The following is a 23,731-nucleotide window of genomic DNA, read 5'->3' on the forward strand; positions in this document are numbered from 1 at the left end:
AAAGGCTTATGCTTTGTTTTAGTGTGTGTTAATCTGGAAATGTTGATGTGAATGTCAATTTGGGACTTACTCATAATCAACCATAAGCAAATTAACCATGCTCTGTAAGGTAAATAATATTAATATGCCAAGACTTACATTTATTAAAAAACATATGTACTTAAATAGGTGTAATTTTGTTCATGCTTATGTTTAATGTGAAAATCGGCAACGAAAATGTCGTTTCAGAGCAAGATATTTTGGTCAATGTTTGTTGTATTGCTAAAATCGACAGTCATCTGCAATCACGATCCATGCAAGGTTTATTGAGTTAATATATTATGGTTGCCTTTATTAAACGAATATTTATATTCTTATTCATTGCGCTTTTAATTTCTTTTGTATTAATCCCGCTATATGAGATATTTGTTGGAGGGCATTCATTTACCTCAATTAAGCAACATATTATTGATAATATAAATTTTGAATCTTTAGATATATGGAAGCAGGTATTCATATTTTATTTGGCATTATGGTGTGGAAAAGCAATTTTATGGGCGCTAGCAACAGCTAGGGTAGATCCTCCAGGGTAGAGGTAAAGTAGTGGCTGAAGATAAGAGAATAAATGTACTATTTGTATGTATGGGGAATATTTGTCGTTCACCTACCGCAGAAGGAGTATTTCATCATCTAGTGAGAATACATGGGCTGGAGGATATTATTCGTGTCGATTCTGCAGGTACGCATGCATATCATGAAGGTGAAAAGCCTGACCCTAGAGCATGTGCTTCTGCACTAGAAAAAAATTATGATATTTCATTTTCTAGAGCACGCAAAGTTAAAGATAAGGACTTTGAGGAGTTTGATTATATCCTGCCGATGGATAATGCCAATCTAAGTGCCTTGCAAGTGAAATCCCCGTTAATGCATCGCGATAAAATTGAACTATTCTTGAATTTCCATCCAGAAAAATCTGGTCAAGAAGTGCCTGACCCATACTATCGCGACAGCGATTTATTTGATGGCGTATTTGAGATGGTAGAAGAGGGTTGTTGGAATCTATTAAAGGTGATGCGTAAACGTCACCACCTTTAATGCCTTTAAGAAAAGCTAGTAAATCAACTTTACGTACTAGGCTCTTTTTCCTGAGTCTGAGGTTTTTGCTGGCTAGTAGTATTGCTGTTATTTGATTCGTTCTGTTGAGGTGCAGGGTTGCTGTTAGTACTTTGTGTATTACCATTTGCCTGAGGACTGTTACCTGAAGAGTTTCCTTCTTTAGGACCCTGCGTTTGCTGCTTATTGTCACTGCCAGAATTATTCTGCTTATTATTCGATTGATCAGCATTTTGATTGCGATTCTGGGAGCGCTGGGAATCTGAGCGATTTCGATTGCGGTTTCGGTTTCGGTTACGATTTCGATTGCGGTTGCTATTATTGTCTGACTGATTTTTTTCACCGTCTGCACGCGGCTGGTCATTTTTATTTTCGTTTCGACCGCCTTTACGATTTTGTCCGCGCTGATTAGGCTTTCTACGACGATTGTTATTACGATTATTGTTATTGCTGTATCGACCGCGAGATTGATTTTTACCACGAGAATTTGATTCAGCTTTTTTAGCTTCTTCTTGTGATGTGTCTTCAAACAACCAGCCAAATAATTTTGCAAAGATACCTTTAGATGCTTTCTTTCCTTGAGCGGAAACTTGGCTTGGTACTGGAGTTGGTGCGGGTGCATCCATGCTAACTGTAGATACAGCTGGTTTATCAACCGGCCTCTGTGTAGTTGTAGTGATTTCTATTTCTTCTTCTTGGCTAGTGCTTAATTCATAACTGGTTTTACCCTCAGTTTCTTTGTCGTCATCGCGTACACGTTGTACTTCAAAGTGAGGGGTTTCTAGATTTGCTTGCGGTACGATTATTAAATCAATTTTATGCCGATGTTCAATTTCTTGTAGAGATAAACGTTTTTCGTTAAGCAGAAATGTGCCAACATCTACAGGAACGCGCGCTATCACTTTTCCTGTTTTATCTTTCATTGCTTCTTCTTCAAGTAAGCGCAGAATGGCTAGTGCTAGAGACTCGCTGGTGCGAATAGTGCCATGACCAGTACATCTAGGGCATACAATTTGACTGGACTCTCCTAAAGAAGGGCGTAATCGTTGGCGAGACATTTCTAATAGACCAAAACGAGAAATACGTCCAAGCTGAATACGTGCACGATCAACTTCGACGGCATCTCGTAATCGATTTTCTACTTCACGTTGATTTTTATTAGCTAGCATGTCGATGAAATCAACCACAATCAATCCACCTAAATCACGCAAACGTAATTGGCGTGCAATTTCATCTGCTGCTTCTAGATTAGTTTGTAGTGCAGTTTGTTCAATGTCGCTACCTTTAGTAGCGCGCGCAGAGTTGATATCAATAGAAAGCATTGCCTCCGTATGATCGATAACAATAGCGCCACCCGAAGGTAAATTCACTTCGCGCTGAAAAGCAGATTCGATTTGCGCTTCGATTTGATAGCGATTAAATAGAGGCACATGATCTTCATATAATTTAAGTTTGCGAAGATCATTAGGCATTACTTGTTCTAAAAAATGGTGCGCATCTTTATAAACAGCATTATCATCAATGATAATTTCATTAATATCATTACGGAAGTGATCACGTAGAGCACGAATCATAGCGTTGCTTTCTTGGTAAATTAAGAAAGGTTCTTCTTTCTGAGAAGCTGCATTTTCAATCGCCAGCCATACTTTCTCTAGGTAAGAGATATCCCAACCGAGTTCTTCACTAGTACGCCCCACTCCTGCGGTTCGTACAATCGCACCCATACCATTAGGAATTTTGATCTGGCTTAACGCCTCACGCACTTCTTTTCTATCATCGCCTTCTATACGTCGTGAGACACCACCTGCACGTGGATTATTAGGCATTAATACTAAATAGCGCCCAGCTAGACTGATGAATGTCGTAAGTGCCGCACCTTTATTGCCTCGTTCTTCACGTTCTACTTGAACGATAAGTTGCTGGCCTTCTTCTATCAGGTCTTTTATTGGTGGGCGTTCACCCGCAGGGGTATTGTTATCTTTGAAATAAAGCTTGGATATTTCTTTGAAAGGTAGGAAACCATGGCGTTCAACGCCATAGTTAACAAAAGCAGCCTCTAAACTCGGTTCAATCCGAGTGATAATGCCTTTGTATATATTGGCTTTCTTTTGCTCTTGTGAAGGAACTTCGATATCGAGATCGTATAGCTTTTGGCCATCGACCATCGCAACACGCAATTCCTCTTGCTGTGTAGCATTTACTAGTATTCTTTTCATATTGGTCTCGGTTTTCTATTTCTGCTTTCAATTGCATATAGGGTGTCAACCCATTTTGCGCAACGTGTCCAACCACAGAATGGCGTGATAAGCCATCTGTACACAACGTAAAGAGCTCTTTTACAGAGTTCATTAATAAATTGCAGATTGAAAGTAGAATGAACATTCTTTTAATTATTTACTTTGTCCGTCGTGACGGTAGTAAAATCTATTTAAACTCTGACTGCTATGTTATTACAGTCAGAAATAAGGGTAATTAAGCTCTTTTGCGCTGGTCTGTTTGGGGCGCTGAGAGTGGCTTGAGCTATCGCTAACTTCGGTTCTCAAGTAACTTAATGACGCCAACTATATCAATCATTTCAATGAGCGGCAATGACCTCAGGTTTTAAATATAAGTGACTGTCAATAAAGCAAAATTCGTAGAGGTCGATGAAAACCATGCTGGTCAGCGTATAGACAACTTTTTACTAGCTCATTTTACTAAAGTGCCTAAAAGTAGAATATACCGAGCACTTCGTAGCGGTGAAGTTAGAGTCAATAAAGGCCGGGTAAAACCCATTTATAGAGTTAAACTAGGTGATATGGTCAGACTGCCGCCAATTTCGACCGAACAGAACATCAATTCGCAAGCTAGCGTACCTAAGAATTTGATAGGTCAATTGGAAGACCAAATTATATTTGAAAATGAGCACCTTCTAGTGATCAATAAACCTGCTGGAATTGCGGTACATAGTGGGACTGGTGAACGTTGGGGGGTGATTGAGGCATTTCGTGCAAGCAGAGAGCATCAACCATTTCTAGAATTAGCTCATCGCATCGACAAAGATACCAGTGGATGTTTGGTATTAGCTAAAACTCGGCGTGCCTTACTAGATGTTCAAGATGCGCTACATGCTAAAGAATCGCGTAAAGAATATATTTTTCTTGTCAAAGGTGACTGGAAGATTAAAAAGCATACAGTCGAGCATGCGCTAGAAAAGCAGGCAAATAATAGCATCGGATCTAAAATGGCTGGCTCTGAATCGGGTAAAGATGCCATTACCATATTCACAACAAAAGAGCGCTTCAAAAAGCACTCGCTTATGTCTGCAAGTATTTTGACTGGTCGTACCCATCAAATTAGAGTCCATGCTCAGCTCGAAGGCCATCCCATCGCGGGAGACAAGCGATATGGCGACTTTGAATATAATCGTGAGTTACAAAAATTAGGATTACAGCGTATGTTTTTACATGCAGATTATCTGAAACTTTGTCTATCGGCTCTCAGTCAGACATTAGAGTTTCGAGCACCACTTCCCGAGGAGCTGAAAAAGCTGTGTAAACGGCTGCGCAAAGGGGAGTAGTGAAAGCGAATTAAGTCATTCACATGCTACAATTTAGACAATTGATGATAGCTATTTTTTAAACGTATTCGAGGTAACCTAGTCACATGGATGAATCCAAAACTAATTGGGAACGTGATGCCATTGTTGAGTTAGCCAATGCAGGACTCAAAGAGCAACGTCGTGCCAGACGATGGGGAATATTTTTTAAATTATTCTTTGTTGCCTATTTAATTATTTTTTTGATTACGTTTGTTGGTTCAAAGAAGGCTGATAGCTTGATGTCCAATGAACGCCACACCGCACTAGTCAGCTTATCTGGTGTCATTGCCGATGGCGAAGACGCTAGTGCAAATAATGTTGTTTATGGATTACGTCAAGCCTTTGACAACGAAAACTCTGCGGCTGTTATTCTAAGTATTAATAGTCCTGGTGGTTCGCCAGTTCAGTCTGCGTATATTTATAATGAAATTAAAAGATTGCGAGAAGAGTATCCAACTAAACCTTTATATTCAGTAGTATCAGACATTTGTGCATCGGGCGGTGTATACGTAGCAGTTGCTGCTGATAAAATTTTTGCAAATGAATCAAGTATAGTGGGTTCTATTGGTGTACGCATGGATGGGTTTGGTTTGGAAGGAACCATTGAAAAACTAGGCATTGAAAGACGGTTATTAACTGCGGGTAAGCATAAAGCATTACTTGATCCATTCTCACCGGAGAATCCTGTCGAAAAGCAACACGTACAAACCATGCTAAATGAAATTCATCAAGAATTTATTGATGTGGTTAAAGAGGGGCGTGGTGATCGTTTATCTGATGACCCAACATTGTTTACTGGGTTGTTTTGGACGGGTACTAAAGCGATGGAGCTTGGCTTGGTTGATGGCTTAGGTAGTGCCGGCTATGTTGCTCGTGAAGTCGTTGGTGTTGAAGAAATTGTTGATTACTCATATCAAGAAGACATATTTCAACGTTTTGCAGGACGAATTGGAAGTTCTATTGGTTCACAACTAAGACTTTGGCTGGAAGGTGTAAACATTCGTTAATTGGATTAACTACATAATGTACCCATGATTTAAAAAAATTAAGGTACTTGTAATCCAAACTCTCTTAAATACTGCGCGACGCTAATTAACGGTAAACCAATTAAGGCGGTGGGGTCATCACCGTGCATGGATTCGCACAAAGAAATTCCTAATTTCTCAGACTTGAAACTACCTGCAGAGTCGAAAGGTTGTTCAACATCTAGATAGCGATCGATTTCAGACATCGATAATTTTCTGAATTCTACGGTGAATACATCCACCCATTCTCGGTGCCAATTAGATGATGGATGTTGAATAGACACGGCTGTGAGAAATCGAATTTCTTTGCCTGAAGCAGCTCTGAGCTGTTCGATGGCATTATTCCGATCTTTAGGTTTACCGAGAATAATATTGTCATTAACACAGCACTGATCAGATCCAATGATCAAACTGTCAGCGTGTGTTTTGCCAATTTCAGCGGCTTTTTCAATTGCTAATCGCTGAACATAGGCACCAGGTTGCTCATTTTCGAGGCTAGATTCATCAATATTGGGGGAGATACACTCAAATTTGATATGCAGTCTTTCCAGTAATTCTTTTCGATAAGGTGAGCTTGAAGCAAGAATTAGACGGGTCATGAGTTATTTTCCAATTTATTGAGTGAAACAAGCCTAAGAAGTGGTTGATTTCAGTAAAAACTTTGACGAAACTTAAGTCAATCTATACACTTGGCCGCCGAATGAGCAACGATCTACCTTTGCGTTTTGACCCCGTTTTATTTGCTAAACGTGGGCGCCAATTCGCGGGAAATCTTCCTGTCCAGGATATGCCTAGAATTATGGAGTTGGCACCTAACTCGGACGGTGAATTTCGTGTAACGATGGAGTTTTCTACCTCTTCGCTACAGTTTCCAATGGTCAAAGGTACTATTGAAGGCGAGGTCGTGCAATCGTGCCAACGGTGTATGGGTGATGCAGCTGTCCCAATTAGTGGAGAGTTCCAGCTGTTATTAGTATCACCAGACTCATTAGAGATGGCCAGTGAAGAAGGACATGAAATTTTTGAATATGACGGGCAACAAATTACAACTGCCAGTTTAATTGAAGATGAAATTATTCTGTCTATGCCTATTGTTGCGAAACATTCGGACGTAGAAAAATGCGAATCCACTGTCAAGCAATGGATGCATGAATTTGATGAAGTGCCAACGGATGAAAAAGAAAATCCGTTTGCAAAGCTGAAAGACTTAAAACTTTAAAGATAGATCGGAGATCACCAATGGCAGTACAACAGAATCGAAAAACACCATCGAAGAGAGGCATGCGACGAGCACACGATGCATTGAAGGCTGAAACTCTTTCTATCGAGCCTACTACTGGTGAAACTCATCGTAGACATCACGTTAGCCCTGATGGTTTCTACCGTGGACGCCAAGTTATCAAGCAAGACGAAGTAGACGAAGACGAAGATTAGTTCGTCACTCGCACCACTATACAATTCAGTGTTAATCAATTTTAACGCGTCACTAAGTAAGTGTTGCGTTAAAAACCTCTATTCTCATGACTAATACAATCGCACTAGATGCAATGGGTGGAGACTTTGGTCCCAAAGTTGTTGTGCCCGCTGCATTAAGTGCATTAAAAAAACATGATGATCTCAATCTTATTTTGGTGGGAGATCAGACGAAAATCGAAACTGAGCTGGAACAAGCATCAAGTGAGCTATCTCACCGACTCATAATTCATAATGCAACACAAGTAGTAGAGATGAATGAGCCTCCGGCGCAAGCATTACGTTCTAAAAAAGATTCATCAATGCGTGTGGCAATTAATTTAGTTAAAGAAGATCAAGCACAAGCATGCGTTAGTGCCGGTAACACAGGTGCTTTGATGGCGACAGCAAGATATGTATTGCATACTTTGGCAGGCATAGATAGACCTGCAATAAATACAACTTTGCCCGCTTTGAATGGTCATACTCATATGTTAGACCTGGGTGCAAATGTAGACTGTAAAGCAGAAAACTTATTTCAGTTTGCTGTCATGGGTTCAGTATTAGCAAGTGCGGTAGATGATCTTGTATCGCCAAGGGTTGGTTTGCTCAATGTTGGTTCAGAGGCAATTAAAGGTAATGATCAGGTAAAAGAAGCGAATGTGTTATTGGAAAATAGTGCATTAAATTACATAGGCTATGTTGAAGGTGATGATATATTCTGTGGTGATGTCGATGTCATAGCCTGTGATGGCTTTGTTGGAAATGTATCGCTTAAGACAAGTGAAGGTGTGGCTAAACTTATTTCCAGTTATGCTAAAAAATCATTCACTAAAAACATTTATACTAAATTTATAGCGTTATTAGCAACACCAATATTGAATGAATTTAAAAATTCTATCGACCCAAGGGGTTATAATGGTGCATCTTTGCTGGGGCTTAAAGGTATAGTGATCAAGAGCCATGGTGGCGCAGATGCTTTTTCATTTGAGCATGCTATTTATATTGCTTATATAGAAGCAAAGAAGAGTGTACCAACGCTAATTGATAAACAACTAGAAAACTATTTGGCATAACTTGACTATGAAATACTCAAAAATCATTGGAACTGGAAGTTATTTGCCAGAAAGAATTTTGACTAATAAAGATCTTGAATCAATGGTGGATACTGCAGATGATTGGATTCAAGAACGTACAGGAATTAAAGAACGTCATATTGCAGCAGAAGGTGAAACGACTGCAGACTTAGGTGTTATTGCAGCAAGACGCGCAATGGAAATGGCGGGCAAAACTAAAGAAAATATTGATTTAATTATTGTTGCAACAACCACGGCGGACAAGGTTTTTCCAAGCACTGCATGTTTAATACAAAAGCGTTTAGATATTCATGGATGCCCTGCATTTGATGTTCAGGCAGTATGCACTGGTTTCGTTTATGCATTAGCTATTGCTGACAACTTCATTAAGGCTGGAACAGTGAAGACTGCATTAGTTATTGGTGCAGAAACACTTTCGCGAATTGTTGACTGGACTGACCGCAGCACCTGTGTGTTATTTGCTGATGGCGGCGGTGCAGTCGTATTAGAAGAAAGTGAAGAGCCTGGTATTTTATCAACTCATTTGCATGCCGACGGCAGTTATGAACATTTATTGCATGTACCGCGAGGTATATCTGAAGGCTATGACTTATTGAAGAAAGGTGAAGCCTACATATATATGAAAGGCAATGAAGTGTTTAAGATGGCAGTGAACACGTTAGGTAAAATTGCCGACGAAACATTAATTGCAAATAACTATGATAAATCGCAAATTGATTGGTTGGTTCCGCATCAAGCGAATACCAGAATTATTCAAGCGACTGCTAAAAAGTTAAAGTTATCTATGGATCGTGTTGTTGTCACGGTTGATAGACATGGCAATACCTCAGCTGCCTCAATACCATTAGCGTTAGATACTGCGGTGCGCGATGGTAGAATTAAAAAAGGTGAATCAATTATCTTAGAAGCATTTGGTGGTGGATTTACTTGGGGTTCTGCGCTACTTATTTATTAGTAAGGGTGTGCAATTAATCTGAAGTTACAACATTGCTAAAATTTTTTATTGCTGAATCCTCATCTACACCTGGACGATGACAGATATTTAAATAGTGGCCACAAAAAAATTCTCCACGCGCTGTAAACAATGTCCTCGACTTGCTGATTTTCTAGCAGAGTCAAAGCAAAAATTCCCTGATTACTTCTGTAAACCAGTACCACCGTTTGGTGATGATAAAGCAAAATTACTAATTGTCGGTTTAGCGCCAGGGTTGCACGGAGCAAATGCTACTGGAAGACCATTTACAGGCGACTATGCGGGTATTCTACTATATGAAACGCTCCATAGATTTGGTTTTTCAAGTGCACCAGAATCTAAGCATGTAAAAGACGGCTTGCAGTTACTAGGTGCACGTATTACAAATGCTGTGAAATGTGTGCCACCACAAAATAAGCCGACTCCTGCAGAAATAAAAACCTGTAATCAATATATACAACAAGAATTGCTTAGCTTATCGTCAGATAATATTGTATTAGCGCTTGGGCGTATCGCTCATGAAACAACATTGAGATCGCTGGGTTTGCGTTTAAAAGACTATCCATTTGGACATGGAACAGTGCACCATCTGCCTGATCAATTCATATTGGTAGATTCATATCATTGTAGCCGCTATAACACATCGACCAAGCGTCTGACAGTCGATCAATTTGAAGCAGTATTCGTTAAAATCAGAGATCTAATTGACTCGTAGTGACTTAATGATTTCAATATGCCTGAGACACCTACACAATTTGATAATAAGGCGTTTCTAAAAACGTTGACTCAACAGCCCGGCGTGTATCGCATGTTAAATAGCGATTCATCTATTCTTTATGTAGGCAAAGCTAAGAATCTTAAAAAGCGAGTCTCTTCCTATTTTAATCGCAGCAGCATAAGTCCACGTATTAAGCAGATGATTCAACAAGTGACAGCCATGGAAGTGACTGTGACAAATACAGAAGCAGAAGCTTTGCTGCTAGAAAATAACTTAATTAAGGAACACCGCCCAAAATATAATATTTTATTGCGCGACGATAAAAGTTATCCCTACATCTTGTTGTCTAATCATGAATTTCCTAGTTTAAGTTTCTATCGAGGATCAAAGAAAAAGAAAGGTGAATATTTTGGTCCTTATGCCAGCGTTGGCGCGGTACGTGAAACTTTAAGTTTATTGCAAAAAACGTTTAAGGTGCGTCAATGCAGTGAAAGTTATTATCGCAATCGTTCACGCCCTTGTTTGCAGTATCAAATTGAAAGATGTACGGCACCTTGTGTGAATATGGTTAGTGAAAAAATTTATGGTAATGATGTAGATTTTGCACGCAAGTTTTTACAGGGTAAAAGTGAACAAGTTGTTGACCATCTTGTGTCTGAAATGGAAAAAGCTTCTAGTGATTTGGAATTTGAACATGCCGCTAAATTGCGTGATCAAATAGAGGCATTAAGACAAGTCTCACAACAACAATACGTCAGTGACTTGTCTGGAGACTGTGACATTATCACTTGCCGCATGCGTGACTCTTTAGCCTGTGTGCAAGTGTTCCAAGTGCGTAATAAAATGAATCTGGGCAATAAATGTTTTTTCCCTAAAACGCCTGCACATTATAATGAGCAGCAATTACTGTCAGCTTTTATTGGCCAATACTACTTGCACCGTAGACCACCAGAAGAAATTATCACCGCACATGAACCAACAGAAAGTGATGTGCTAGCAGAAATGCTATCAAATCAACGTGAAGCAAAAGTGAAAATAACTTCATCAGTGCGTGGCAAACGAGCACGCTGGTTAGAGTTTGCCAATAAAAATGTCGTTACTGCCTTTGAATCTCGTTTGGCTAGTCAATCTGGTATGGAACAACGTTTTAATGCGCTGGAAGATATCTTTAAGTTATCGGACCCAATTCAACGTATGGAATGTTTTGATATTAGCCACACTTCAGGAGAACTAACGGTGGCTTCATGTGTTGTGTTTAATAGAGAAGGGCCAAGTAAATCTGAATATCGAAAATTTAATATAGAAGGTATTACACCTGGCGATGATTATGCAGCAATGTTGCAAGCCTTAACGCGTCGTTATACAAGAATTAAAAAAGGCGAGGGTAAGTTACCCGACATCTTGTTTATTGATGGTGGTAAGGGCCAACTCACACAAGCCGGACAAGTGATAGAAGAACTGCAGGTGACAGGTGTATTGGTTGTGGGTGTGGCTAAAGGTGTTGAAAGAAAGCCCGGTATGGAACAATTATTTGTATTGGGTGATAAACAACCGATTCACTTGAGCAGTGATTCATTGGCATTGCACCTGATTCAGCAGATTCGTGATGAAGCACACCGATTTGCCATCACAGGACACCGGAAACGCAGAAATAAATCACGTACAATGTCTCCATTAGAAGGAATTGCCGGACTAGGGCCCAAGCGTCGCCAAAGTTTGTTAAAACATTTTGGAGGGTTGCGGGGTATAGAGAGAGCAAGTGAACAAGAACTTGCCAAAGTCACGGGAATCAGTAAACAACTGGCACAGACCATACACGAAACATTGCATAGTCATTAAACAAAATAATGTCTTACACCATACCTAACATGCTCACGCTACTACGTATTGGCTTAATTCCATTGCTAATCGTGGTCTACTTTTCTTCCATTCCTTATGCCATGCCGATTGCAGCAATTATTTTTACAATCGCTGGGCTGACAGACCTATTGGATGGTTACCTGGCAAGAAAACTTAACCAAACCTCTGCTTTTGGTGCATTTTTAGATCCTGTGGCGGATAAGCTTATTGTCACCTGTGCTTTGGTGATCGTTGTGTATAAGCATCCCAGCATGCATGTGTTGATACCGGCGCTTATTATCATCGGGCGTGAAATAACAGTCTCTGCATTACGCGAATGGATGGCAGAGCTCGGTAATCGCGCCAAAGTGTCTGTGTCTTATCTGGGTAAAATTAAAACCACTGTACAAATTATCGCTATTATATTTTTGTTATGGCATCAACCGTTTATTGGAATTCCTACCTTTGAGGTGGGTCAGTGGTTGTTAGATATTGCGGCTGTATTGACGGTTATTTCTATGATTGATTATCTAAGAGCAGCATTTAGATCAGATTAACGCCAATGGCCAAATTATGAGAGCAGATTAGCAAAATCGGGTAATTTAACGGCAAGTCTGTCACGAAAATAACAAATATAAACAAACACTTCGTTGACAGACCTATGAATTACACTAGAATACCCGCCTACACCAAATTGCGGGAATAGCTCAGTGGTAGAGCACAACCTTGCCAAGGTTGGGGTCGCGAGTTCGAATCTCGTTTCCCGCTCCATTCCAAACTCAACTCAGGACGTTTTGAAGGAGTCTTCAAAACACTCAATCAACCACTTATCAAAAACCGTTACAGTTCATCCTCAACTGGATTCGCCCGTCGCCAGGTCGTTTACTACCAGTACAACCGGGTGCAACCACAAGTGGTAGTATGGAAACTGGATAAATTTCCGATACTGTATGAATTATTGTACACATAAATTTACATAAGGCTAGGTTTCCTGTTGCTATGGAAACGTCGCTTTCTTATGCACATAATTCTGTGAATGACACGGATGATTGAATGAGTTTCCGGTTTCCAAGCAGTAAAGAGAAGAAACTGGAAACTTGAATTGAAAAAAGGAGTATGCGAGAGGGTACGAGTACCCCTCGAAGCGGAGTGTTTTACTACAGGGCTATAGTGTTAGCTCTTGCAGCGCTCGCTCATCCATTGCTTCTAATGCTTGTTTTTCTTTAGCTTTTTGAACGCTGTTAAGCCACTCGCTTTCAGTCAGTAAACCTTGAATCATGCATTTTCTTATTTTTTTATTCGCCCAAGCCTTCTGGTGGCCAAAATATTCTCCAAGCTCGGCTTGCGAGATATAGGTACATGATCTTACGGCTTCGGCCACTTGTGTGAGTATTTCATCTTCATCACTTTGAATCGTCCAGCCCTCATCGGGATGGAGTGCAAAGATGCGGGACTTTAATGTTTCATCGCCCAAGTAACGGTTCTTTTTGAATTCAGTATAAAAACATGCGCCCGTGTCTTTTGGTTTTTTGTGGTCTTCAACTTTAGAGATGTGAATCCGTTGTTCAAAGATGGCCGCCATTTTGCTGCTACCTCGATAACCTTCACTGGAATCTTTGGTGGATCCTTTTCGGTCATGGTGAACAAGAATGCCTGTGCGTTCTTGTTTGAGTCGCGTGAGAAACTTAAAGATAGAGTTATAAGAGCTCGCGGCATTCTCATCAGGCAGATCTGCCAAAGTAGAGAGATTGTCTAAGATGACAACTTCAGGGTTTAATGTCCGAATATCATCAAGAAGAATTTCTTGTCCTTCAGGATCATGTAAATCAGGAAATTCTGTATCGAGTGCTTGGTCTTGTCGTGCAATTACCAACAGATTGTTCTTCAAGACTTCTTTTTGCTCATCACTAAGCTCAAGACAGTGCATTAAAAATTTCAATCGGTCCTGTAAGTCATCCGGTTGCATTTCGCCATCAATGATCAATACTTTTGCAGGATTTTCGCATGCCCAATCTGCAAATCCTTTGCCAGATGCAATGCCAACGGCAAGACTCCAACAAAACCAACTCTTACCCACGCCTGTCGGTGCATGCACCAGTACTAACATTCTTTGCTTGAGCCATGGAGAGAGTATCCAATTACGGGCGGGATATTTGACGTTATGTAAGTGCACAGCATTGCGTACTCGCATTGCTAAGGATGGTGTAGTTAATTCATTCGTTGGAACTCCAGCCATGATGGATACCTATACTATGACTTAGATATAACAGCGACATTTGTGGGATTCAAATGAGTTATTTGCGACCAGATATTCATTTGATCGGCATCAATGGGTCCTCATGACCCCGTGAATGACTTACCCCATCACTTAAAAGAGAAATATTTAGGTCGGCACTGTTTTAAAAAATAAAAACAGCTGTAAATTCCGGCTTGGTTGCATGAGTCTGGCACCATAAGAAAGCCTGAATACAACCCCAAACTCTTATATTCAATGACTTATCTCCATGCGAGAAGAAAACCGAGGAGATGAGAATTATTTGGTTACATATCCAAGCGGAGTTAGCTAAGGGGGTAGGGGGCAAAATTGATCAACTTTTTATCGAAATAGTGGGGCCCCGTGTCTCAAAGTTTGCCAAAAATTTTAAAATTTGAAAAGCTGATTAATTATGACCGCTTTCGACCCTTAGCGGACATTGACACAATATCTAATTAAACAAAATTTTTCTCAAGTCAAATTGAATGGAGCATAAGGAATGCTGAACTCTACTGGTGACACTGTCCCGACATACGAGGAGCGATATATCGCATTTTTAGATATTTTAGGTTTTTCTAATCTTGTTAAGGAATCATTAGATGAAAAGGTAGGTACCAATAGAATTTACGAAATAATCAAAACTTTCCAAGAGCAAAAATATTTTTTAAATGAAATAATGCCTGTAGGTGGCGATAATCCACGCGTATATATGTTTTCTGATTCAATATGCCTTACTGTTGCACCAACAGCAAAAGGGCTTAAAAGGCTATTTGATATAATATTTGTGCTTAATAATTCGCTGATTCATAACAGTGTATTGTTGCGTGGCTCGATAGTTCAAGGGAGATTATATGAAAAGGATAGTATAATTTTCGGCCCAGGATTAGTTGAAGCCTATGAAGCTGAATCAAAAGCTGCAAAATATCCAAGAGTGTTGATAAGTAATTCTATCTACAAAGAATCACAATCAATTGATTATATTGTAACAGGACGTGAGCCAATGCCTTTATCAGCTCGAACACGAAGAGATTTTGATGGTTTATATCATCTGAATTGGCTATGTCATTTTTGTATCAAAAGGAATCCAAGCAGTCGTGGTGTACCAACCATTATGACTGCTCCATTAAATTATAAATGGATTAAAGAAAATATTGAGTCCGGTTTAATAGAAGCTAAAGATAGAACCGACATTCTATTAAAATGGCAATGGCTTGCTAGTTATTTTAACGAAGTAATTGCTACAGGCGAGGAATTAGATATTTTAGTAGGCGATAATAAGTCAGTATCTCCAATAAAATTCTAAGTTTATCTTATTTTTCTGTACGCTAAATATTCAATGACCGCTTATGAGCCGAAAGCAGACGTGATTTTACGATTTAGCTTTTAATGACTGTTTCCGACCCATAGCGGACATTTGAATAATTATGATCACATCGTCTTTCTTCTATAATGAATTATTTTATAGCTAATGGGTGCTGGGTAAATGGCAATATATGAAATTAATAATAAGCAACTAGTCAAGATAGACGAGATGAATTTCTCTTCACTCGGAATGCGTGAGCGGCAAGATTTGCAACAAATATTGAAAGAGTCATTCGCAGCGATAGACCCAGACATATTAATCATCTCTGAAGAATTTGGTGACTGGGAAGATAGCCGCCGAAGAATCGACTTACTAGGTATAGATAAGAATGCAAACTTAGTCGTTATCGAGTTGAAAAGAACTGAAGATGGCGGGCATATGGACTTACAGGCAATTAGATATGCCGCCATGATTTCAATACTAACTTTTGAGAAAGTCGTCTATATATATCAAGATTATTTGGATAAGAATGGTTCTGAACAAGATGCAGAAACTACATTATTAGACTTTTTAGATTGGAATGAAGAATCTGAAGATGAATTTGCGCAAGATGTTCGGATAATTCTCATTTCAGCAAATTTCTCTAAAGAGATTACTACTGCAGTAATGTGGCTGTTAGATAAATTTGTAGATATTAGATGTATAAGAATAATTCCATATCAGAAAGATCGTGACGTTATAATTGACGTCCAACAAATAATACCTTTGCCTGAAATATCTGATTATCAAATACAGGCCAGAGAAAAAGAAAAAAAGGAAAAAAGTTCTAAAGCGAGTAAAAAGGACTATACAAAATATGATGTGACTGTCGATGGCGTTCCTTATGAAAGACTAGCTAAGAGGAATGCCGTATTTAGGATAGTCAAGTCATTGTGTGATAAAGGCGTATCACCAGATGATATTTCAAAGCAGATACCTTGGAGGGGCACTCTATTTAAAGTTTTACCTGGAAGGTTATCGTCTGAAGAATTTAAGAAGAAAATAAAAGTGGTTATTGAGTCAGAAGGGAATATATTTAATCCTCGCAGACGATTTTATAATGACGACGAATTAATTTATTGGCAAGAAAATACTTACGCTTTGACAAATCAGTGGGGGCGGAGAACATTAGAATTTATTGAGAACTTAATTAATAATTTTTCTGATTATGGAATTACTGTAAAGGAATCAGAGAATAATTTTTAGTTGAATATAAACAAACTAATTTATCTACAATAGAATCATGTATAGATTATAACAAGCCAATTAACCATAAAGCATGCTAATGACTGCTTTCGACCCTTAGCGGACATTGTTTCTATTTTAGGTGCTAGTAACTCTAGTAGCTACTATCGAATAGAAGCTTGGTGGTAGCTATCGTGTAATTGTTAGGATTGTCTGTGATAAAGAGGTAAAAAGTTTAATCTAGATCAATCTATAGGTTTAAGATTTGCAATAAAATATTGCTATGAAAGTCTGGGAGTCAACTGTCAGTCAAGTTGTTCGCATAGTGACAAAGCGGCCGTATTGGACGTTACTCATTACAGTAGTTGTAATGTCTCTAATGTCATGGCCAGTAACACGTTTATCGATAGATGCATCACCAGATGCACTATTGCTTGAAAACGATCCTGATTTAAAATTTTATCGATCCATACATTACACCTACGGAACAGATGAATACGTAGTCGTTGCCATACATTTGGATAAGTCTATTTTGATGTCTTCCTCTGTGCGCAGAATTGAAGAGATTACTCAAAAGTTTAAAGCCATCGAAGGTGTTTCAGACGTCACTAGTATCACTACTGTACCGTTGATTTACCAATCTTTAAAGCAAGATAAAGAGTCCACGATAACTTTTCCAACTTTATTATCTAAAGATGTGGATATTAGTATAGTAGAAAACGAATTTTTAACTAATCCGCTATATGAAGGTAATCTTGCAAGTAATGATTTGCATATTGCTGCCTTTAAAATAGATTTTTTAGCTGTGCCTGAATACAAAGAACTTTTTGATCAGCGTTATATATTAATAGAACGGCAAGCAACGGGAATACTTGACTCGCAAGAACGAGAAGAATTAGAGAAAATTAATAACAAGCTTGAAAAGCTACTTTATAATGAGAGTCAAAGGTACGCATTTGCAATAAATAAGATACGCAGCATATTAGATGTTTATAAAGATACGCAGCAATCCTATCTAAGTGGAACTCCATTAATTGCAAATGATATGAAGCGTTATGTGTTGCAAGATATTAAAGTATTTGGTGTTGCTGCACTATTATCCATGACGATCATATTATTCATTATTTTTCACAATTTTGTATGGGTGTTAATTACGCTGTTTTGCTCATTTGTGAATGTTTTGTTGGCATCTGGGTTAATTGGACTATTTAATTTTAATTTGACGGTTGTTTCATCTAATTATGTAGCGATATTGCTAATCTTTTCTTTGGCAATTGGAATACATGTGGTGGTTCGTTATCAAGAAGAGATGGTCGTACAAGGAGCTGCAGACTTTAATGAAAGGTTAATCATTGCCATTCAGCATATAAGTACACCATGCTTGTATATGGTGCTGACCTCTACGGTAGCCTTCATTTCATTAATTATAAGCAATATACAGCCAGTAATAATATTTGGTTATATAATGGTAATTGGTTTATGCGGTGCGTATATCGTCTCTTTTACTATTCTGCCTGTGCTAGTCCAGTTATTAAAACCAACATCGAGGCCGCTACACAAACATTATTCACATAATATTCTTAAGAATTCATTATCGTCTGTTCTTGAGCATAAAATTATTGTTATGGTGGTGTTAGTGCTTGGAATTATTGTTGGTGGGTTTGGTATTACCAAGATCACTGTAGAAAATCGATTTATCGACTACTTTAAACAAACCACTGATATACACCAAGGCTTACTCGTCATCGATCAAAAATTAGGAGGCACGGTTCCCATTGAGATTGTTTTGAATGCTCCTGATGAAATCGATCTAAATGAGAATGAAAATATACTTCTAGGTGATGAGCTAGATGAATTTGATGATTACTTAGCTGAATTAGAGAATTCAGATGGGGGGTACACTTCTAAAAGTTATTGGTATAATAGACGTGGAATTGAAAAAATTCGATCCATCCATGTTTACTTAGAGGGAATCCTGCAAATTGGAAAAGTTTTATCTCTATCAAGCACTGAAAGTGTATTTCAACATGTCATCAAAGAAAAAGTATTAGATGATTTTGAATTATCGTTAATTTATTCGAAATTACCTCAGGAGACAAAGTCAATTTTGATCCAGCCTTATCTTTCAGATACTGGAGATCAAACTCGAATTGTTGCGCGACTTAAAGATTCAGATCATTCCTTGGTGCGGAACAAACTGTTAAATAAAATAAAAGATGATTTGGAAAAGCACTTTGTAGGAAGAGATGATATTGAAGTAAAAATATCGGGCATTGGCATACTATATAATAATGTATTGCAAAGCCTATACCGTTCTCAAATACTTACCATTGGTTTTGTTTTTATCGGCATATTTTTAATGCTGTCTATTTTATTTAAGAGCATGAAGTTTGCTTTAATTGCGATTTTGCCAAATATATTTACATCCATCCTCATTCTAGGATTAATGGGAATATTGAATATTCCTTTAAACATAATGACGATTACAATAGCCGCAATAACTATTGGAATAGGCGTAGATGATGCTATCCATTATATACATCGCTATAAAAATGAGTATGCAAAGCGAAATGATATTTATGAATCTATTATGACTTCTCAGATCACGGTAGGTAAAGCCTTGTGGTTTACGTCTGTTACCATAGCAACAGGATTCATCTTGCTAATATTCTCAAATTTTATGCCAACGGTATATTTTGGATTGTTTACGTGTCTTGCGATGATTATTTCAATTTTTGCTACTTTTACTTTGATACCTTTGGCTTTATCAGCTTCATCTCAAAGAGGTTTGCCTACCTAGATTTATTTTTAATTTCCGTTATTGGCGAAAAGCAGACATACAGATATCAAAATAAGGTGATTCTTGGTTGGAATCTAAAAAACAGTCTTAAACTGTCCGCTTACGACCCTAAGCGGACATTTATATATGTGGGTCACCACGTTCTACTTAACGACTGTTATAATGCTGACAATGAAAAATAATAATGATTTCAAGCCGCCATTTAAATTAGAAGTCATGATGATTACAATCGTAATTGCATTATTTCTGGGCACTCTCCACATAAAGCTAGGCATAGATTGGTTAAAGCCTTTCTCTTTTATTGCAACACTAGTTGGCGCTTATATGGTCTTCAGAAACTGGTATGCATCTATTAAATACGAGTTTAAAAAGTAAATATGTTTCCTTTTCAAAATGTATCCAAATAACAAATTTTAGAAAGGATTACGTTTACTAATGACTGCTAATGCGCCGATTGCAGACATTATATTGATTAGCTAATTTAATTTGATGCATCATCCTTGATGCAATCTACATCCATGTTTCTGTATGAAGTTTAGTAATCTAATATTTTATCTGCATCTACCATTACTTTTAAGAGACTGTCACTATTTGCTAGCTTAGCTCCATCTCTTATATCTGAGACACCAGCCGCTTTTGCACAATGTGGACAGACTAATACTTTACCGCCTGCTGTAATAAATTGATTATAGAGAGACATTACTGAATCTCCATTTCCCCAAGTTAAATCTTGAGGCTGATTTTTATCAACTAGTCTTACACCTTCTAAATCTAGAAATAGAGTGACAGACTCTCCTGACTTTGAAAGCAGATGTCCAATTTTTAGAGCCATATTCACTGAATGTAGGTCATTAGTGTAGTTACTCAAATGAATTACAATGTTTTGCTTATCACTATGATCGGAAGCATGGGTCCCGCCAAAAAACACAACTGACATTAAAATGAGTACTGATATTAGTTTTTTCATATAAAACTCCTTAGTAGAGAAATAAAATCATCATTCATAATTAGCTATCAAATGACTTCAAGAGCTAATTAATTATATAAGTAAATTCTAATATAGATTCCTATCAATTGAATTGATATAAATCAGTTGTTAATTTGAAATTAAGAGACGCGAGATATCTTGAAAATATTTATTGGACGACCGCTATTGCGCCGATAGCTGACATTCTCTTTCGCTATGCAGAACTGGCACTATGAGGAAGTTTGCAAACAACCTTAATCACATATACTCAATGACTTATCTCTGGGTGATGAGAGAAATAAATAAATGAGAATTTATAGGCTCTTTATCCAGACTGAATGAATCATGGGGGGTAGGGGGCAAAACTGCCCAACTATTTATCTAAATAGAGGGGCCCCTTGTCTCAAAATTTGCAAAATTTTCAATATTTGAAAAGCTGGAATTTTATCGCCACTTTCGCTTCAATACATTCATATAAACTTTAGAGAATTTTTAATTCTAGTTTTCGCAAACAATGAATTTTGACAAACAATTCTTATAACTCACTGAAATAATATTCATATAACCATAATTTGTATGATGAAAATTTTATAGTTATAATTTCATTTAAATAATTAATAATTTAAAAGAGAAACTTAATATGCGGTCTTTTAGACTTGTAGATATTGTTGCCACCTCGTTTACTATATTTTTATTTATTGCACTTGCAAGCATTGCTAAAGCTGATCATTGGGAGTCACGTGATAGTCAAGATAGAGTGTGTAAAGAGGATCGTAAATATAAAAACTACAAAAATATATGGTCACAGAAAAAAATAAAAACTGAACTTGTGCCATCTGAAACAAGAGAATTTGATTTAACTTTCAAAGCGCCCAAAAATTTAAAAACTGCATCGTTAGTTGCCTCTAAAAAAATTGACCCTTTTATAGAAATCAATCCTTCTGAATTTAATAATATTAGAAGAGGCGAGGAGATTAACTTCACGGTTAAAATTACAGCTCCCACAAATTATTTAGATGAAAAATTGAAAGGTAAGATTTGGCTAGAAAGGAAAAAGAAAAGAATTGGAAATAAACTGCCAATAAAAGCGTACATCTCTGGTATAAGCGAATATGAAGGTGATAGCACAACCAATCTTTCTTTCAATTATCCAAATTACGGCAGGACCACTGAAGTTATCAGTCTAAACAAAACTATTGGGCATGAAGTAATTGTAATTAGAATCGAATTGCCTAATAGCACATTTTTGACAGATGAAATTTATATTGATGTTATTGATAACACTGAAGGTTTGGATACCTGGTTTATTACGAACATTGACCCAGATGGGTTATTAGTCGGGATCAATAAATATGTGCGTCAAAATTTAGCAAATGGTTTAGATGCTTATATTGTGCAGCCTGAAATTGAAACACCTGATGAATACCTTATGAACTATGGTCTTCTCTCTGCTGCATATGTGACTTCTCCAACAGCAGACAAAATAATAGTTATTAATATACCTGAAGACTCAGGCACAGTCGCGACTTCTGAGCAAACACAAATCTCAGCTTTTATGTTGAACTTTTTATCAAGCTTTAATTTTAATTAGGTAATAGATCATGCGATTTATTTTCATAACACCATTAATATTATTATTAATATTAAATTATGCAATAGCTGCTAAGCCATGTGGCACCACTATGAATTCTTTTAATGGCATTGAAGCTAAATCAAACGGTATCTACCAAGGAGAAGGTGGGGCCTGTGACGATGATGCACCTTATGTATATGGTAACTTATATCAATGCGTTGAATATGTAAGACGTTATTATGGAGAAGAGTTAGGACTTAATACTGACAGCGATGCTTGGAGAGGAGACGCAAGATTTTATTGGGCTGAAGCGTCTAATCGTGGATTAGAAAGTTATAATAACAATGGTGGTTTTGCTCCTCAGGTAGAAGATATTATAGTTTTTGATGGTGGTAGATGGGGCCATGTAGGCATAATTACAGACGTAGAAGGGGATGAAGTTACAATTATTGAACAAAACTGGGATCCTAGAGGAGAGTTTAAATTAGATTTAACAATTAGCTCTAATGGCCAATATTTTGTAGGAAATAGATCACGCAGATACTCAACGATCGGCTGGTTAAGAAAACCAGGGAATGAATACGATACAAGGAGTCTGCGTGGGGATTGGGATGTGAAGATCTACTACGATGGCAGATTGACTTTCACACCTGTCTGGGAAATAGATAGAGATGGTACATACGAAGAATGTGAAGATGGCTTTGCATGTGCATCAGGAGAATGGTTTCAATTAGGAAGTCAAGTATATTTCACAATTCCAGGTTTAGCGGACTTTCATGGCTTAGTAAGTACTAAGGATGAAGATAGAATGGAAGGCACTTTATTTAATTCTTTCTTCGGTGAAGGAACTTGGGAGGCAAGAAGATAAAAATGAAAAAATATATAACCTTATTTCTACTTTTACTTTTCAGTCATCAAGCTTTTGCGGGGTTGTCAGGATCATACAGAGTTAGTATTACTCAGATTTGTGGTGGTGGTTTCACTACCATATTTACATATGACCTGACACTTTCAAAAGATAAAACTTTTACAGCTAATGGATACGGAAGTTATATAGATCCATATACAACTGCCAAAATTGATTGCGGAGGAACGTGGTCTCGAAATCAGAGACAAGTCACTTTAGATCAAACAACATGTACGGTAACAGATTTAGCGATTTATAACCCTTCTACTTCACCTGAGCCTTCGCCTAGAGTGCTGACTACTTATTTTGACAATAGCATTGAGTATATTTTACATTTCCCTCCCAATGATAATTCTACTTTCATGGTTCACAATGATCAGTCTGAGCAAGAAGAATTAATAATTGATGGAATAACAACATTTCGACCATGCGCTAAACAAGGAATGGGTGTAAGACTTAAGAATAACAATAACACTACACTTCCAACGTTAGAAGGACCGATTTTGTCTCCACCACCTGCTTGTAACGATAGTATTGATAATGATGGTGATGGTGATATAGATTTAGCTGACGCCGGTTGTGACGATGCTAACGATGATGATGAATACAATGCTCCACCACCTGCTTCATCCATTGACTCATTCTCAGCTCAATTAATAGATCCTAATTTTAGTGAAATTCAATCAGCTTGGAATTTCACATGGACTACTTCAAATATGTTTTGGTGCGCAGTAAAGCCTTTTGATGCCAATATAAGTCAACGACCAGCTAACAGTTCAAACTCTTTTGCAATTCTAAATACAACAACCGATAGTGGACTAGATGTTAATATGGAATGCGAATCATTAGTTGATAATAGTACTATAGTAGGACCAACTCTTACTATATTCACAGATGGAAGAGTGCAGTAGTATTGTGTTTCTGTTG

General features: G+C 37.8%; 22 protein-coding genes and 1 tRNA gene. 19 read left to right on the plus strand and 4 right to left on the minus strand.

All coding sequences use genetic code 11. The features are described 5' to 3' along the window. The first annotated feature begins 320 nt into the window (after window positions 1–320). Complete coding sequence (locus R8G33_02865; protein MDW3094596.1) at window positions 321–572, plus strand: hypothetical protein; 252 nt, start codon at window positions 321–323, stop codon at window positions 570–572. A 10-nt stretch (window positions 573–582) separates the two neighbouring features. Next, on the plus strand, window positions 583–1,074 hold the full coding sequence (locus R8G33_02870) for a low molecular weight protein-tyrosine-phosphatase (protein ID MDW3094597.1): 492 nt from the start codon (window positions 583–585) through the stop codon (window positions 1,072–1,074). A gap of 29 nt (window positions 1,075–1,103) precedes the next feature. Here the strand turns inward: R8G33_02870 and rne are convergent, their stop codons facing one another. Then, window positions 1,104–3,308, minus strand: coding sequence for a ribonuclease E (gene rne / locus R8G33_02875; protein ID MDW3094598.1), 2,205 nt, complete (start codon window positions 3,306–3,308; stop codon window positions 1,104–1,106). A 395-nt stretch (window positions 3,309–3,703) separates the two neighbouring features. On the opposite strand from rne, the gene R8G33_02880 reads away from it, so the two are divergent. Together R8G33_02880 and sppA are read left to right on the plus strand one after the other, a co-directional pair. Then, complete coding sequence (locus R8G33_02880) at window positions 3,704–4,651, plus strand: RluA family pseudouridine synthase (protein MDW3094599.1); 948 nt, start codon at window positions 3,704–3,706, stop codon at window positions 4,649–4,651. A gap of 86 nt (window positions 4,652–4,737) precedes the next feature. Then, on the plus strand, window positions 4,738–5,679 hold the full coding sequence (gene sppA / locus R8G33_02885) for a signal peptide peptidase SppA (protein ID MDW3094600.1): 942 nt from the start codon (window positions 4,738–4,740) through the stop codon (window positions 5,677–5,679). A gap of 38 nt (window positions 5,680–5,717) precedes the next feature. Here sppA and R8G33_02890 read toward each other — a convergent pair whose 3' ends face one another. Next, window positions 5,718–6,296, minus strand: coding sequence for a nucleoside triphosphate pyrophosphatase (locus R8G33_02890; protein MDW3094601.1), 579 nt, complete (start codon window positions 6,294–6,296; stop codon window positions 5,718–5,720). Window positions 6,297–6,397: 101 nt separating this feature from the next. On the opposite strand from R8G33_02890, the gene R8G33_02895 reads away from it, so the two are divergent. The 8 genes from R8G33_02895 to R8G33_02930 all read left to right on the plus strand — a co-directional run bounded on the left by R8G33_02895 (window position 6,398) and on the right by R8G33_02930 (window position 12,547). Next, window positions 6,398–6,916 carry a YceD family protein gene (locus tag R8G33_02895; protein MDW3094602.1) on the plus strand — a complete coding sequence of 173 codons (519 nt, stop codon included), beginning with the start codon at window positions 6,398–6,400 and terminating at the stop codon, window positions 6,914–6,916. Between the two features lie 20 nt (window positions 6,917–6,936). Continuing rightward, a complete protein-coding gene (gene rpmF, locus R8G33_02900) occupies window positions 6,937–7,131 on the plus strand; it encodes a 50S ribosomal protein L32 (GenBank protein ID MDW3094603.1) in 195 nt (64 codons plus the stop codon). An 86-nt stretch (window positions 7,132–7,217) separates the two neighbouring features. After that, on the plus strand, window positions 7,218–8,225 hold the full coding sequence (gene plsX / locus R8G33_02905) for a phosphate acyltransferase PlsX (GenBank protein MDW3094604.1): 1,008 nt from the start codon (window positions 7,218–7,220) through the stop codon (window positions 8,223–8,225). 7 nt (window positions 8,226–8,232) lie between these two features. Then, window positions 8,233–9,201, plus strand: a complete 969-nt coding sequence (locus R8G33_02910) for a beta-ketoacyl-ACP synthase III (GenBank protein MDW3094605.1) — start codon at window positions 8,233–8,235, stop codon at window positions 9,199–9,201. A gap of 91 nt (window positions 9,202–9,292) precedes the next feature. Then, window positions 9,293–9,934, plus strand: coding sequence for a uracil-DNA glycosylase (locus R8G33_02915; protein MDW3094606.1), 642 nt, complete (start codon window positions 9,293–9,295; stop codon window positions 9,932–9,934). An 18-nt stretch (window positions 9,935–9,952) separates the two neighbouring features. Further along, window positions 9,953–11,776 carry an excinuclease ABC subunit UvrC gene (uvrC, locus tag R8G33_02920; GenBank protein ID MDW3094607.1) on the plus strand — a complete coding sequence of 608 codons (1,824 nt, stop codon included), beginning with the start codon at window positions 9,953–9,955 and terminating at the stop codon, window positions 11,774–11,776. A gap of 8 nt (window positions 11,777–11,784) precedes the next feature. Beyond that, a complete protein-coding gene (pgsA, locus tag R8G33_02925) occupies window positions 11,785–12,333 on the plus strand; it encodes a CDP-diacylglycerol--glycerol-3-phosphate 3-phosphatidyltransferase (GenBank protein MDW3094608.1) in 549 nt (182 codons plus the stop codon). A gap of 139 nt (window positions 12,334–12,472) precedes the next feature. After that, a tRNA-Gly gene (locus R8G33_02930) sits at window positions 12,473–12,547 on the plus strand. 394 nt (window positions 12,548–12,941) lie between these two features. Here R8G33_02930 and R8G33_02935 read toward each other — a convergent pair. Beyond that, entirely contained in the window at window positions 12,942–14,012 is a 1,071-nt protein-coding gene (locus R8G33_02935) for an AAA family ATPase (protein MDW3094609.1), read from the minus strand. A gap of 517 nt (window positions 14,013–14,529) precedes the next feature. On the opposite strand from R8G33_02935, the gene R8G33_02940 reads away from it, so the two are divergent. The 4 genes from R8G33_02940 to R8G33_02955 all read left to right on the plus strand — a co-directional run bounded on the left by R8G33_02940 (window position 14,530) and on the right by R8G33_02955 (window position 19,732). Further along, window positions 14,530–15,333, plus strand: a complete 804-nt coding sequence (locus R8G33_02940; GenBank protein ID MDW3094610.1) for a hypothetical protein — start codon at window positions 14,530–14,532, stop codon at window positions 15,331–15,333. Window positions 15,334–15,513: 180 nt separating this feature from the next. Further along, window positions 15,514–16,578: a hypothetical protein gene (locus R8G33_02945; protein MDW3094611.1), complete on the plus strand. Its 1,065-nt coding sequence runs from the start codon at window positions 15,514–15,516 to the stop codon at window positions 16,576–16,578. 262 nt (window positions 16,579–16,840) lie between these two features. Continuing rightward, on the plus strand, window positions 16,841–19,357 hold the full coding sequence (locus tag R8G33_02950) for an MMPL family transporter (protein ID MDW3094612.1): 2,517 nt from the start codon (window positions 16,841–16,843) through the stop codon (window positions 19,355–19,357). 171 nt (window positions 19,358–19,528) lie between these two features. Next, window positions 19,529–19,732: a hypothetical protein gene (locus R8G33_02955; GenBank protein ID MDW3094613.1), complete on the plus strand. Its 204-nt coding sequence runs from the start codon at window positions 19,529–19,531 to the stop codon at window positions 19,730–19,732. Window positions 19,733–19,892: 160 nt separating this feature from the next. Here the strand turns inward: R8G33_02955 and R8G33_02960 are convergent, their stop codons facing one another. After that, a complete protein-coding gene (locus tag R8G33_02960) occupies window positions 19,893–20,324 on the minus strand; it encodes a DsrE family protein (protein ID MDW3094614.1) in 432 nt (143 codons plus the stop codon). A 640-nt stretch (window positions 20,325–20,964) separates the two neighbouring features. Between R8G33_02960 and R8G33_02965 the strand changes: the two genes are divergently transcribed. The 3 genes from R8G33_02965 (at window position 20,965) to R8G33_02975 (ending at window position 23,715) form a co-directional block, all read left to right on the plus strand. Continuing rightward, the gene (locus R8G33_02965) at window positions 20,965–21,915 is read left to right on the plus strand and encodes a hypothetical protein (protein MDW3094615.1); all 951 of its coding nucleotides are present in this window, start codon (window positions 20,965–20,967) and stop codon (window positions 21,913–21,915) included. Window positions 21,916–22,006: 91 nt separating this feature from the next. After that, window positions 22,007–22,765 carry a CHAP domain-containing protein gene (locus R8G33_02970; GenBank protein MDW3094616.1) on the plus strand — a complete coding sequence of 253 codons (759 nt, stop codon included), beginning with the start codon at window positions 22,007–22,009 and terminating at the stop codon, window positions 22,763–22,765. Between the two features lie 2 nt (window positions 22,766–22,767). Continuing rightward, the gene (locus tag R8G33_02975; GenBank protein ID MDW3094617.1) at window positions 22,768–23,715 is read left to right on the plus strand and encodes a hypothetical protein; all 948 of its coding nucleotides are present in this window, start codon (window positions 22,768–22,770) and stop codon (window positions 23,713–23,715) included. Window positions 23,716–23,731: the final 16 nt, after the last annotated feature.

It is taken from the genome of Gammaproteobacteria bacterium (assembly GCA_033344735.1).
Taxonomy (GTDB): domain Bacteria; phylum Pseudomonadota; class Gammaproteobacteria; order UBA4575; family UBA4575; genus UBA1858.

Excerpts from the sequence above, each read along its gene's own strand:
- R8G33_02965 (MDW3094615.1), top strand. The coding sequence starts at position 20,965 with ATGCGGTCTTTTAGACTTGTAGATATTGTTGCCACCTCGTTTACTATA.
- R8G33_02890 (MDW3094601.1), bottom strand. The coding sequence starts at position 6,296 with ATGACCCGTCTAATTCTTGCTTCAAGCTCACCTTATCGAAAAGAATTA.
- rne (MDW3094598.1), bottom strand. The coding sequence starts at position 3,308 with ATGAAAAGAATACTAGTAAATGCTACACAGCAAGAGGAATTGCGTGTT.
- uvrC (MDW3094607.1), top strand. The coding sequence starts at position 9,953 with ATGCCTGAGACACCTACACAATTTGATAATAAGGCGTTTCTAAAAACG.
- sppA (MDW3094600.1), top strand. The coding sequence starts at position 4,738 with ATGGATGAATCCAAAACTAATTGGGAACGTGATGCCATTGTTGAGTTA.
- R8G33_02970 (MDW3094616.1), top strand. The coding sequence starts at position 22,007 with ATGAATTCTTTTAATGGCATTGAAGCTAAATCAAACGGTATCTACCAA.
- plsX (MDW3094604.1), top strand. The coding sequence starts at position 7,218 with ATGACTAATACAATCGCACTAGATGCAATGGGTGGAGACTTTGGTCCC.
- R8G33_02895 (MDW3094602.1), top strand. The coding sequence starts at position 6,398 with ATGAGCAACGATCTACCTTTGCGTTTTGACCCCGTTTTATTTGCTAAA.
- R8G33_02955 (MDW3094613.1), top strand. The coding sequence starts at position 19,529 with ATGAAAAATAATAATGATTTCAAGCCGCCATTTAAATTAGAAGTCATG.
- R8G33_02910 (MDW3094605.1), top strand. The coding sequence starts at position 8,233 with ATGAAATACTCAAAAATCATTGGAACTGGAAGTTATTTGCCAGAAAGA.
- R8G33_02940 (MDW3094610.1), top strand. The coding sequence starts at position 14,530 with ATGCTGAACTCTACTGGTGACACTGTCCCGACATACGAGGAGCGATAT.
- R8G33_02975 (MDW3094617.1), top strand. The coding sequence starts at position 22,768 with ATGAAAAAATATATAACCTTATTTCTACTTTTACTTTTCAGTCATCAA.
- R8G33_02950 (MDW3094612.1), top strand. The coding sequence starts at position 16,841 with ATGAAAGTCTGGGAGTCAACTGTCAGTCAAGTTGTTCGCATAGTGACA.
- rpmF (MDW3094603.1), top strand. The coding sequence starts at position 6,937 with ATGGCAGTACAACAGAATCGAAAAACACCATCGAAGAGAGGCATGCGA.
- R8G33_02935 (MDW3094609.1), bottom strand. The coding sequence starts at position 14,012 with ATGGCTGGAGTTCCAACGAATGAATTAACTACACCATCCTTAGCAATG.
- pgsA (MDW3094608.1), top strand. The coding sequence starts at position 11,785 with ATGTCTTACACCATACCTAACATGCTCACGCTACTACGTATTGGCTTA.
- R8G33_02865 (MDW3094596.1), top strand. The coding sequence starts at position 321 with ATGGTTGCCTTTATTAAACGAATATTTATATTCTTATTCATTGCGCTT.
- R8G33_02960 (MDW3094614.1), bottom strand. The coding sequence starts at position 20,324 with ATGAAAAAACTAATATCAGTACTCATTTTAATGTCAGTTGTGTTTTTT.
- R8G33_02945 (MDW3094611.1), top strand. The coding sequence starts at position 15,514 with ATGGCAATATATGAAATTAATAATAAGCAACTAGTCAAGATAGACGAG.